Genomic DNA, 11,770 nt, shown 5'->3' on the forward strand with positions numbered 1-11,770 from the left:
GGTGGCCGATCAACCGCCGAGAAGAGTCGGAACCAAGGGGAATCCGGGCAGGTTGCGCACAACGGTCCACGTCATCGCCGATACGACAATCGTGACGATGGCGGCTGTGTTCATCAAGGGTTTGTCTTGCCGCCACCGGACGAGAAGCCACAGGAGCAAGAGGGGTAGGCCTACGAGCAGGTAGGCGTTGTCGACGACGGCGGCGGCGAGGTCGCGGTGCAGCAGGTCGTGTGTCATCCGCAGGCCGCCGCAACCGGGGCAGTAAAGGCCGGTCAACGCATGGAACGGACAGGCCGGGAAGGCGAAGTTCGGGCGATGCGGGTCGGCGATGCCGATATAGGCCAGCGCACCGGTCAGCAGGGCGCCGGTTCCGAGGGCGCCGTAGAGCCGATTACGCCCGGTGGCGACGCTAGGTGCCATCTCGCAGAGGACGTCCCTGAGGGTCACGGACCTTGTCGGTCAGCATCAGGATCGCGTCGATGATGCCCCAGATGATGGCCCCTATGCCGCAGGTGAGCAGCCCAACCGCGAGTTGGGCGATGCCGAGCCCCGTATAGCCGAGGTATATGCGACCGATGCCGACCAGCCCGAAGAGGCCGACCAACTGCAACAGGCCGGCAACGAGTTTGGATTTGTCGGAGTACGGCTCCCCTGTCAGCGGATGACGTCCATAGGGGGCCATCGGATCGCTGTAGGGAGGCGGGTAGCTGCCGGGTGGCGGGCCGTACTGGCCCGGCGGAGGTGGATAGGGCTGCTGGTATTCCGGCTGTGGTGGCGGGCTGCCGTATTCACTGCCACCGAACTGCGGTTCAGTCATGGCACAAGCATGCCAGACGTCCGGGTATCCGGTCAGGGGTAAACGTCGAGACATTTCAGACGTACTGCGACGGCTTCTCGTACCTCATGGAACGTATTGCTGCCGTTGTTGTTTCATGTATTTCGAGCACCATTCAGAACGGCGGTGGCTCGTAAATCGCAGCAAGCCAGGCCTGGCGTTGGCGTTCTTCTTCGGCGATCAGATCGGCGCGTTGGCGCCGTTCGGCGTTGATACGGTCACGACGGTTCTGCTCGCGGGTCTGCTTGCGCCGCGGCATCATCGCCAACCGGTTCACCTCGTCGGTGTTGTCGTCGAGCTGATGCACGGTGACGCCGAGGTCGCCGGTCGGCTGTCCCAGCGCCGGGAACATGGCGGCCCCGTGCGGTTCGCATCGGTACACGTGCCCAGTCGGAGCCGTGAGCACGACCGTTCCGTCGGGTCGCTGCTCATCACGCCAGCCACCCACACCGGTCAGGAAGGTCTTGATCAAATGATGGGTGCGGCAGTAATGCTTGGTGTTCGACGGATGCGTCGGCCCCGACGGCCATGCCACCGTATGGTCCACATCGCATTTCTCAACCGGCTTGTCGCAGCCCGGCCATCGACAGGTCAGATCGCGCCACTGCAGGAAATCGGTCAATTTTGCGCTGGGTCGGTACCCGGCGTGGGCGGCGGCATCAGCCGCGGGCACCACAACCGGTTTCAACTTGGCGCCGCGTGCCACCTCACGCACCGATTCGGCCGGCAACACTCCGAATCCCGGCAGATACCCCGGTTTGTCGCTGGTGCCGTCGACAGTTCCTTGTTCGGCGAGCACATGGATCACCGCCGCGGTCGCCTCGGCATGTCGCGCGGCTGCCGGGCAGTCGTCTGATCCACACTGGCAGGCCAGCCTGGACTCCATCCGCGACAACGGACCGCAGGCATCGGCGCGGCGCTGGCCTTTTGTCCGCGGATCGTTGTCACAGACGGTCGCAGCCAAAGCATCCAACCGAGCGTCCAATGAGGCGCCATCTTCGGCGCGCAGCGACGCCGACATCCAAGCCATTCCGGCCGTGTCTGCCGGGACGATCTCGACGTAGCGGTGCTCTCCTACTTCAGGGGGCACTCTGACTGCGGCTGGATCATATTGGGAGACAAAGAGATCGATACGGTCGCGCAACTTGTTCTTGGACAGCTTCATCCACTTCTCGACCCGTGCGGCCAACGCTTCGTCCAGGCCGGCGATGATCTCGTCGTCGACGTTGGCAGTACGCGAAATGATCATCCAGACCATTCGGTAATCGACAACGCCGCGGCAGAACCTCTTCAGAATCTGCGGCAACCGCTTGCGCAGCGTCACCGCCGTTTCGACCTGGCTGATAGCGCGCGCATGGCTGATGTTCTGCACGGGCGAAATCTCGGCCGCCACCGCCGCTGTCAGATCCGTGGTGCACAGATCGTCCAAGGCGAAGCCCGGATATCGCCGCTCGAAGAGTTCTCCGACCGACGCCAGCCGCCGTCCCATCGCGGCAGACTCTTCCCGAGTTTCCTCACCCATGAAGGTGATCAACTCCTCATCGGAAACTTCCTCGAACATGTGTTCGATACTATATCGAGGGTCCGACAAGTGCCTCGCCGTTCGGAATGACCTGCGGTTCAGCGGTTTCGGCGCCGACGCGCCCAGCGGCGCAGCCGACCCCCGGGTTTCTCCATTGGGCCGTCCTCGTCGGCCGGTGCCGCGGTTGCTGCCCCATCCTCGGGGTCAGAAGCCTGGCTCGATTCCTCTGCCTCATCTGCCAAGGCTTCGGCCGCAGCCTCGCCCTCAACGGCCGCCTCATGTGCCTCGGCCGCGTCAGAGAGTGCGTCGCTGGCTTCCTCACCCTCGACCGCACCCACGCCACCGACATCAGCGCTTCCGTCGGCCTCAGCCGATTCCTGCGCGTCGTCGGCTAACTCCTCAGCCACAGCCTCACCCTCGACGGCCGCCTCATGGGCTTCCTCCGCGTCAGAGAGCGCGTCGCTGGCTTCCTCACCCTCGACCGCACCTACCCCGCCGGTGTCGGCGCTTCCGTCGGCCCCGCCCGATTCCTGCGCGTCGTCGGCTAACTCCTCAGCCACAGCCTCGCCCTCGACGACTGCCTCATGAGCTTCGGCCGCATCGGCGATAGCATCGCCGGCTTCCTCGCCCTCGACAGCGCCTACCCCGCCGACGTCAGCATCGTCAGCACCCTCAGCCGATTTCGGCGACTCGTCGGGTTCCGGCTCTTTCGGCTCATCGGCCACATCGTCTGTCAACTGCTCGGCGGCAGCCTCGCCCTCGAGAGCTGACTCATGTGCCTCGGCCGCATCGGCGAGCGCATCACTGGCTTCCTCACCCTCGACCGCGCCCACACCGCCGACCTCAGCGCCCTCATCGGTCTCAGTCGATTCCTCGACCACATCGTCGGGCAACGCCTCAGCATCAGCCTCACCTTCGACGGCCGCCTCATGCGCCTCGGCCCCATCGGCGAGCGCATCGCTGGCTTCCTCACCCTCGACCGCACCCACACCACCGACATCAGCGCCATCACCGTCCTCGGACGGCTCGTCCACGTCGGCACCGCCGGATTCCGACTCTCGCGACTCGTCGACGACATCGTCTGTCAACTGCTCAGCATCAGCCTCACCCTCGACGGCCGCCTCATGGGCCTCGGCAGCGTCGGCGAGAGCGTCGCTGGCTTCCTCACCCTCGACCGCACCCACACCACCGATGTCCGCGCCCTCACCGGCCTCTGCGAAATCTTCGGCCTCGACGATCTCCTCCGCGGGTGCCTCAGCGACATCGTCCGCAAGGGCATCGGCCTCAGCGACCGCCTCCACGGCAGGTGCCGGCGATGTCTTGGACCGACGCTTCGGCCATCTCTTCAGCCATGACTTCGGCCTTTCGGCGAAGATGGGCTGGTCAGCCGCCGCCGCTGCTTCGGCTGCCACAGCTCCAGCCGCTGCCTCGGCCTCCACCGCGACCTCATGTGCCTGTGCCGCTTCGACAAGAGCGTCGCTGGCTTCCTCCCCCTCTACGGCGCCTACTCCACCGCCGTCAGCGCCCTCTCCGGCCGCTGCGAACTCCTCCGCTTCGGCGATGTCTTCCGCCGGGGCTCCGGTGACCTCCTCGGCCAGGGCTTCGGCCTCGGCGACGGCCTCTATGTCAGCGACGGCCTCCACATCAGATTCGGAGCCTTCGAGCGCGAACTCCTCAGCGTCTTCGACGCTGTCTGCCGGCACGCCGGCAACATCGGCGCCGAGTTCCTCCGCCGAAAGATCGTCGGCCGAGGGCTCAAAGCCCTCCTCGACGTCCGCGGTGAGCGCCTCAGCCTTGGGGCTGCTTTCCTCGTCCGCGGCCGCAGCTCTCGCGGCCGCCACCACTCCCGTCGTCGCCGCAACGGCGGCCAACTCCTCGGTGAGCGCTTCGACAGGCGTCGCGTCGTCACGAGCCTTGCCTTTGAGCGTCGCGGGGTCCTCTCGGCCCTTCGGCGCGGCCATGATGTACACGACGGCGCCGATGAACACGAACGTCGCGGTGAAGGAGTTGATCCGCACGCCTTCGATCAACGTCGCGTCATCAGCGCGCAACAGCTCAACCCAGAACCGGCCCAGGCAGTAGCCCGCGACATAGAGCGCGAAAAGCCGGCCGTGCCCGATTCTGAACCGCCGGTCGACGTAGATGAGAACCGCGAAAACGAAGAAGTTCCACAGCAGTTCGTAGAGGAACGTCGGATGCACCAGGTGCACGACTTCGCCGGTCGAGACACCGTTGAGGTTGTCCACCATGCCCGCGGCGTCTCGTCGCTCGTAGATCTTCAGCGCCCACGGCAGCGTCGTCGGACCGCCGTACAGCTCCTGGTTGAAGTAGTTGCCGATCCGGCCGATCCCTTGGGCCAGAATGATTCCCGGCGCGATCGCGTCGCCGAAGGCGGGCAGCGGAATACCTCGACGACGGCAGGCGATCCATGCGCCGACACCGCCGAGAGCGACCGCGCCCCAGATCCCCAGGCCGCCGTCCCAGATTCGGATCACCCCGACCAGACCGGCGCCGTTGTCGCCGAAATAGCGCCACCAGTCGGTGATCACGTGGTAGAGCCGGCCACCGATCAACCCGAACGGCACCGCCCACAAGGCGATGTCGTAGATCACCCCGCGCTCGCCGCCGCGGGCCTCCCAGCGTCGGTCACCGATGATCAACGCGGCCACGATGCCGGCGATGATGAAGAGCGCATATGCCCGAACGGGGAAAGGACCGAGGTGCCAAACGCCTTGGGCTGGGCTGGGGAACGCGGCCAGCAGAGTCGTCGTCACGCAGTGATCCTCTGCCTGACACCGTCGGCGAGTTCAGCGGTCAGCGTTCTCAATGCCTCCACACCGTTCTGCAGCGCCGACACCAACGCCGACCCGACGATCACCCCGTCCGCATAGGCGCCGATCTCGGCGGCCTGAGGTCCCGACCGGACACCGAGACCGACACCCACCGGGACATCCGAGACCGCCTTCACCCGACGCACCAGCTCAGGTGCGTTCGTCGAAACCGCATCGCGCGCACCGGTCACTCCCATCGTTGATGCCGCGTAGACGAATCCGCGCGACGCGTTCACGGTCATCGCCAGCCGTTCAGGGGTGGACGACGGCGCAACCAGAAAGATTCGGTCCAGATCGTGGACCTCGGACGCTTCCATCCAGTCGGCGGCCTCGTCGGGGATCAGGTCAGGTGTGATGACCCCGAGTCCCCCTGCCGATGCCAGGTCTCGGGCGAAAGCATCGATACCCCAGCGCAGCACAGGATTCCAATAGGTCATCACGACCGCTCGTCCACCGGCGTTGCTGATCGCCTCGACCGCGGCGAGTAAATCACGCACCCGCACACCGCCTTGCAGTGCGGCTTCGGTCGCTGCGGCGATGGTAGGACCGTCCATCCCCGGATCCGAGTACGGCACACCGACTTCCACCAGATCGCACCCGTTCTCGACGAGGCTGGTCATTGCCGAGATGGACGACGGTAGATCGGGAAATCCGGTCGGCAGGTAACCGATCAGCGCGCTGCGTCCCTCGCCCCGGCATGCATCGAACATCGGAGCCAGCCGACTCATCTGTCACCGTCCAGCAATCCGAACCACTTCGCCGCCGTCTCGACGTCTTTGTCCCCGCGCCCGGACAGGTTCACCAGCACGATCGAGCCGGGTCCGAGTTCTCGGCCCAGCGCAAGCGCCCCGGCGACGCCGTGCGCGGACTCGATCGCGGGAATGATGCCTTCGGTCCGGCAGAGCAACGAGAACGCGTCCATCGCCTCGGTGTCGGTGATCGGGCGATACTCCGCGCGACCAATGTCCTTGAGATACGCGTGCTCCGGCCCTACGCCGGGATAGTCCAAACCCGCTGAGATGGAATGCGATTCGATGGTCTGGCCGTCTTCGTCCTGCAACAGATACGAGAACGAGCCCTGGAACGCGCCCGGCGAACCGCCCGTGAAAGTCGCTGCGTGGCGGCCGGTTTCGACACCGTCGCCCGCGGCTTCGTATCCCACCAGCCGCACGTTGGGGTCATCGATGAACGCGTGGAAGATACCGATCGCGTTCGATCCGCCGCCGATGCACGCTGTCACCGCGTCGGGCAACCGGCCGGCCTGCGCCTGGATCTGGGCGCGCGCCTCCAGCCCGATCACCCGCTGGAAGTCGCGCACCATCGTCGGGAACGGATGAGGTCCGGCCGCGGTGCCGAAGCAGTAATACGTGTTGTCGGCGTTGGTGACCCAGTCGCGGAACGCCTCGTTGATCGCGTCCTTCAACGTCTTCGAGCCGGCCTCGACCGACACCACCGTCGCACCGAGCAACCGCATCCGCGCGACGTTGAGTGCCTGGCGAGCGGTGTCGACGGCGCCCATGTAGATCACGCACTCCAAGCCGAGCAGCGCGCACGCGGTGGCGGTGGCCACACCGTGCTGGCCCGCGCCCGTCTCGGCGATCACCCGGTTCTTGCCCATCTGCTTGGCGAGCAGGGCCTGGCCCAGGACGTTGTTGATCTTGTGGGAACCGGTGTGGTTCAGGTCTTCCCGCTTCAGGAAGATCCGTGCGCCACCGGCATGTTCTGAGAGTCGTTCGGCTTCGTACAGCGGCGACGGACGACCGCTGTAATGACGCTGCAGCCGGTCCAGCTCGTCGAGGAAGGCCTGATCGCCGCGGGCTTTCTCGTAGGCAGCGGTGACCTCCTCGATCACCGCCATCAGCGCCTCGGCGACGAATCTTCCGCCGTACACGCCGAAGTGGCCGCGCTCGTCCGGGTCATGGGTGGACGGCTCGGCGACCGCCGCGCTGGAACGGGGCAGCTCAGGCCCGGCGAGATCGGCCACTTCTCAGCGCGAGGGTTTCGGGCACGACGGATGCCTGCCTGCGGTGACCAGATCGGCGACGGCACTGCGGGGATCACCGCTGGTGACCAGCCCCTCACCGACGAGCACCGCGTCTGCGCCTGCCCCTGCGTACGCCAGGAGATCGGCGGTGCCGCGGACCCCCGACTCTGCAACGCGGATGACATCGGTCGGCAGACCCGGCGCGATACGCGCGAAGCAGTCCCGGTCGACGTTCAGAGTCTTCAGATCGCGGGCGTTGACGCCAATTACGGCGGCGCCCGCCGAAAGCGCGCGGTCGGCCTCCTCTTCGGTGTGCACCTCGACCAGCGCGGTCATGCCCAGCGACTCCGTGCGTTCCAGCAGCGACTCCAGCACCGGCTGCTCCAACGCGGCCACGATCAGCAGCAGCATGTCGGCACCGTGTGCCCTGGCCTCGTGGATCTGATACGGCCGGACGATGAAGTCCTTGCGCAGCACCGGAATTGAAACCGCGGCCCGAACCGCGTCGAGATCCTCGAGTGAACCGTTGAACCGGCGTTGTTCGGTGAGCACGCTGATGATCCGCGCCCCACCGCTCTCATAGGCACTGGCCAGGTTCGCCGGGTCCGCGATCGCGGCCAACTCACCACGTGACGGGCTGGCACGCTTCACTTCGGCGATCACCGCGATGCCCGGTGCGCGAAGGGCGGCCATGACATTCAGCGGCGGCCGCGCATCCTTGGCCTTGGCTTTGATCTCGGCGAGCGGAATCGCGGCTTCCCGGGCGGCGACGTCGGCACGGACTCCCTCGATGATCGAGTCGAGCACGGTTGCCGAACTCATGACTGCCGCTTCCCTTCCCCCACGAGAACGATGTTCAACCACGAAGGGTAGCCGCCACCGCAACATCTGCGATCACCGCCCCTTCGTGTCGGGATCGGTCTGCTCCCGCGTGGGATCCGAGCCCTCATCGAGGGCGTCCCAGATCTCGCGTTCGGACATCTGGCCTGCCGTTTCGTCAGGTGAAGGGACCGCGCGACGCGTGTACCGAGCCGCACCGGAGCGCTCCCGACCCGCGGCCCGCATCAACAACACCGAGCATCCGAGCGCGAGGATCGCGGTGACCAGCGTGACCACCGCCCCGGCGTAGTGCCGCTGTGTTCCGACGATGTCGGCGACTGGAGCCTCGGCGATGTGCGAGGCCCGCACCGCCACGTCCTTGACCACCCACAAGCTGATCGCCAGATACGCCGTGCCCGCGCTGGCGACCGCGACCAGCACCGCCAGGATCCGCAACGGCCACCCGCGCACGGCCAGCGGCGCAACCGCCGCAGCCACCAGCAGGACGGCCAGCGGCACCAGCGCCGTGGACCACGTCGCCCCCGACAGCGCGACCGTTCTGGGCTGCCCCAGCCCGTCGAACGACGTGACGTCGACCCAGGTCATCCGCGACGCCCCCCACAGCGCCGCGGCGGCGAGCACCAGCCCTAGTTGCGCAACCCGGATCACGGCTCGGTCAGCGTTTCCGCGGCGGCGATCGCGTTGAGCACCGCGCGCGCCTTGTTGGCGGCCTCGGTGTACTCGTAGGGCCCGTTGGAGTCGGCGACGACGCCGCCGCCGGCCTGCACGTACGCGGTGCCGTTACGCATCAGCGCGGTGCGAATGGCGATTGCGAAGTCCGCGTTGCCCGCGAAGTCGAGGTAGCCGAGCACGCCGCCGTAGAGCCCGCGGCGCGTCTTCTCGACCTCCTCGATCAGCTCCATCGCCCGCACCTTCGGCGCACCCGACAACGTGCCCGCCGGGAAACAGGCGGTCACCGCGTCCAGCGCTGTCTTGTCGTCGGCCAGCAGCCCCGTCACCGTCGACACCAGGTGCATGACATGGCTGTAGCGCTCGATGTGGCTGTAATCCTCGACGCGCACCGTCCCGGGCCGGCACACCCGGCCGAGATCGTTGCGGCCGAGGTCGACCAGCATCAAGTGCTCGGCGAGTTCCTTCTCGTCGGACTGCAACTCCTTCTCCAGCAGCAGGTCCTCTTCTTCGGTCGCCCCGCGCCACCGGGTGCCGGCGATGGGATGCGTGGTCGCCCGGCCGTCCTTGACCGTGACCAGCGCCTCGGGACTGGAGCCGACGATCGAGAAGTCCGCTCCCCCAGCCTCATTCGGCACGTTGAGCAGGTACATGTACGGGCTGGGGTTGGTGACCCGCAGCATCCGGTACACGTCGAGTGGGTCTGCCGCGGTGTCCATCTCGAACCGCTGCGACGGCACCACCTGGAAGGCCTCGCCGGCCTCGATGTCGCGCACCAGTTTCTCGACGATCGCGCCGTACTCCTCGAGCGTGCGCTGCGCCCGGTGTGACGGCTCCGGTCTGCCGAACGTCGCGACGGACGACGGCAGGTGCTCGCCGAGCGCCGCCGTCATGACGTCGACGCGGGCCACAGCGTCGTCGTACGCCCAGTCCACGCGCTCGTCGGTGCCGTTCCAGTTGACGGCGTTGGCGATCAGCGTGATCGTGCCCTCGTGGTGGTCGACGGCCGCGATGTCGGTGGCCAGGAGCAGCAGCATGTCCGGCAGGCCGAGGTCGTCGACGGCCAGTGACGGCAGCTTCTCCAGCCGGCGGACCATGTCGTAGGCGAAGAAGCCGACCAGTCCGCTGGACAGCGGCGGCAGACCCGGCAGCGGTTCGGTTTCGAGGAGTTGCAGTGTCGCGCGGAGCGCCTGCAGCGGGTCACCGCCCTGCGGGGCGTCCTTCGGCGTGGTGCCCAGCCACACCGCCTCGCCGTCGCGCACCGTGAGCGCCGACGGGGCGCCCGCGCCGATGAATGACCAACGCGACCACGAGCGCCCGTTCTCGGCCGACTCCAGCAGGAACGTCCCCGGCCGGTTGGCGGCGAGCTTGCGGTACGCCGACAGCGGTGTCTCGCTGTCGGCGAGCACCTTGCGGGTCACCGGCACGACACGGTGCCCGGCGGCAAGCGCCCGGAAGTCCTCGCGCGATGTGGTGTTCGCCAGCGAGTCGGCGGTGGTCTGCACGCATCAAGTGTCCCAGACGCGTTCCGGGCCTCGGCGTAGCGTGCGTCGGCCCTTGAAACCGACGCAATGGTCGATCCGACGGCCGAAAACCAGCCAAAACGTCGGTCCGGCGCGCGGCGTAGCGTGACCCTCATGAAACAGGGTGACCGAGTTGCCGAGTTCGAACTGCCCGACCAGACGGGCAAGATGCGAAGTCTGAGCGAGTTGCTCTCCGACGGGCCGATCGTGTTGTTCTTCTATCCGGCCGCGATGACGCCGGGTTGCACGAAGGAGGCCTGCCACTTCCGTGATCTGGCAGCGGAGTTCGCCGCGGTGGGCGCGAGCCGGGTCGGCATCAGCACCGACGCGGTCGACAAGCAGGCGAAGTTCGCCGACAAGGAGCGCTTCGACTATCCGCTGCTGTCCGACGCCGACGGCACGGTCGCGACGCAGTTCGGCGTGAAGCGGGGCCTGCTCGGGAAGTTCATGCCCGTCAAGCGGACGACGTTTGTGATCGACACCGATCACACGGTGCTGGCCGTGATCGCCTCGGAGATCAGCATGGACAGCCATGCCGACAAGGCACTCGAGGTGCTGCGCGAGCGTCAGTCCGCGTGAAGCAGGTGTGTCCGTAAGTGGTCGGTGAGGCCGCGCTGAAAGTCCTTCATCGGGGCCGATTCCGGCGCGTATCCGTCGGCCGCGTGGTACATCCCCGGAACGGTGACGAGCTCACACGGGACGCCGCACGCGCGTAGCCGCTCGGCGTACTCCACCGATTCGGGGAGGAACAGATCGAGTTCGCCGACGCCGATCCAGGCCGGCGGAAGTCCGGACAGATCGTCGCGGCGCGCGGGTGCTGCGTAGGGCGGCGCGTCCGACACCCGAGGCTCCCGGCCGAGGTAGGCCGTCCACGCGTATCGATTCGACGCCGGCGTCCATGACAGGCGGCCCCGTCCCCCGAAATCGTCGTTCAGCACGGTGCGATCGTCGAGCATCGGATACACGAGTCCCTGCGCCCGCAGCGGGATTCCCTCGTCGAGGCTGCGCTGGGCGATCGCCGCCGAAAGTCCGCCACCGGCACTGAACCCGGCAACGGCGATGCGGTCGGCATCGATGCCCAATTCGCCGGCGCTGTCGCGCATCCAGCGAAGTGTGGTCATGCAGTCGTCGAGGGCTGCCGGGAAGGGATGCTCGGGGGCCAGGCGATAGGCCGGTGCGACGACGACGGCCCCCAACTCACGGGCCAGCCGGCCGCAGGTGCGCAGCTCCAACTGGGGGGAGCCGACGATCATGCCCCCGGCGTGGGGCATGAGCACGGCGGGACGCAGGACGCGGCCGTCCTGGGGCGTCGTGACGAGTACCCGCAACGCGTTCGGGCCGACGTGGTGTTCGGTGACCTCGACGCCGGGTCCGGGTGCACTCTTCGTCCGGTACACCGCGCGCAGCAGAGGCAGGGATCGGGCGTTGTAGGTGACGGTGACGAACGGCAATCCACGGCTGCGGAGCTCGGGCAGTGCTGCTGAAAGCGGTTCCCGGAAAGACGCATAGCGACGAACAGCGAGCGCAGCGACGGCAAGGAGGGCAGCACCAGCGGTCTTTTTCACG

11 protein-coding genes are annotated in these 11,770 nt (G+C 67.1%); 1 reads left to right on the top strand and 10 read right to left on the bottom strand.

The window, feature by feature from the left end; all coding sequences use genetic code 11:
* Nucleotides 1-9: 9 nt before the first annotated feature.
* The 9 genes from A5663_RS01810 to A5663_RS01850 all read right to left on the bottom strand — a co-directional run bounded on the left by A5663_RS01810 (nt 10) and on the right by A5663_RS01850 (nt 10,186).
* Entirely contained in the window at nt 10-420 is a 411-nt protein-coding gene (locus A5663_RS01810; RefSeq protein ID WP_068143291.1) for a DUF2752 domain-containing protein, read from the bottom strand.
* Nucleotides 410-817 carry an NINE protein gene (locus A5663_RS01815; RefSeq protein ID WP_068143293.1) on the bottom strand — a complete coding sequence of 136 codons (408 nt, stop codon included), beginning with the start codon at nt 815-817 and terminating at the stop codon, nt 410-412. Before A5663_RS01815 ends, A5663_RS01810 begins: the two co-directional genes overlap by 11 nt.
* Nucleotides 818-950: 133 nt before the next feature.
* Nucleotides 951-2,396 (bottom strand): HNH endonuclease signature motif containing protein, encoded by a 1,446-nt coding sequence (locus tag A5663_RS01820; RefSeq protein ID WP_068143295.1) that lies wholly within the window; start codon nt 2,394-2,396, stop codon nt 951-953.
* A gap of 59 nt (nt 2,397-2,455) precedes the next feature.
* A complete protein-coding gene (lgt, locus tag A5663_RS01825) occupies nt 2,456-5,131 on the bottom strand; it encodes a prolipoprotein diacylglyceryl transferase (protein WP_068143297.1) in 2,676 nt (891 codons plus the stop codon).
* Nucleotides 5,128-5,916: a tryptophan synthase subunit alpha gene (gene trpA, locus A5663_RS01830; protein ID WP_068143299.1), complete on the bottom strand. Its 789-nt coding sequence runs from the start codon at nt 5,914-5,916 to the stop codon at nt 5,128-5,130. The genes lgt and trpA overlap by 4 nt, the downstream gene beginning before the upstream one ends.
* Nucleotides 5,913-7,172 (bottom strand): tryptophan synthase subunit beta, encoded by a 1,260-nt coding sequence (trpB, locus tag A5663_RS01835; RefSeq protein ID WP_068143300.1) that lies wholly within the window; start codon nt 7,170-7,172, stop codon nt 5,913-5,915. The genes trpA and trpB overlap by 4 nt, the downstream gene beginning before the upstream one ends.
* A 3-nt stretch (nt 7,173-7,175) precedes the next feature.
* Complete coding sequence (gene trpC / locus A5663_RS01840; protein ID WP_068143301.1) at nt 7,176-7,994, bottom strand: indole-3-glycerol phosphate synthase TrpC; 819 nt, start codon at nt 7,992-7,994, stop codon at nt 7,176-7,178.
* Between the two features lie 72 nt (nt 7,995-8,066).
* Nucleotides 8,067-8,660, bottom strand: coding sequence for a TIGR02234 family membrane protein (locus tag A5663_RS01845; RefSeq protein ID WP_068143303.1), 594 nt, complete (start codon nt 8,658-8,660; stop codon nt 8,067-8,069).
* Nucleotides 8,657-10,186, bottom strand: a complete 1,530-nt coding sequence (locus A5663_RS01850) for an anthranilate synthase component I (RefSeq protein ID WP_068143304.1) — start codon at nt 10,184-10,186, stop codon at nt 8,657-8,659. The genes A5663_RS01845 and A5663_RS01850 overlap by 4 nt, the downstream gene beginning before the upstream one ends.
* Before the next feature lie 132 nt (nt 10,187-10,318).
* Between A5663_RS01850 and A5663_RS01855 the strand changes: the two genes are divergently transcribed.
* Entirely contained in the window at nt 10,319-10,783 is a 465-nt protein-coding gene (locus A5663_RS01855) for a peroxiredoxin (protein ID WP_068143396.1), read from the top strand.
* Here the strand turns inward: A5663_RS01855 and A5663_RS01860 are convergent.
* Entirely contained in the window at nt 10,771-11,769 is a 999-nt protein-coding gene (locus tag A5663_RS01860) for an alpha/beta hydrolase (protein WP_068143306.1), read from the bottom strand. The two genes, A5663_RS01855 and A5663_RS01860, sit on opposite strands and share 13 nt — an antisense overlap.
* Between the last annotated feature and the right edge of the window lies 1 nt (nt 11,770).

Source organism: Mycobacterium sp. E740 (assembly GCF_001672895.1).
In the GTDB taxonomy this organism is placed as follows: Bacteria; Actinomycetota; Actinomycetes; order Mycobacteriales; family Mycobacteriaceae; genus Mycobacterium.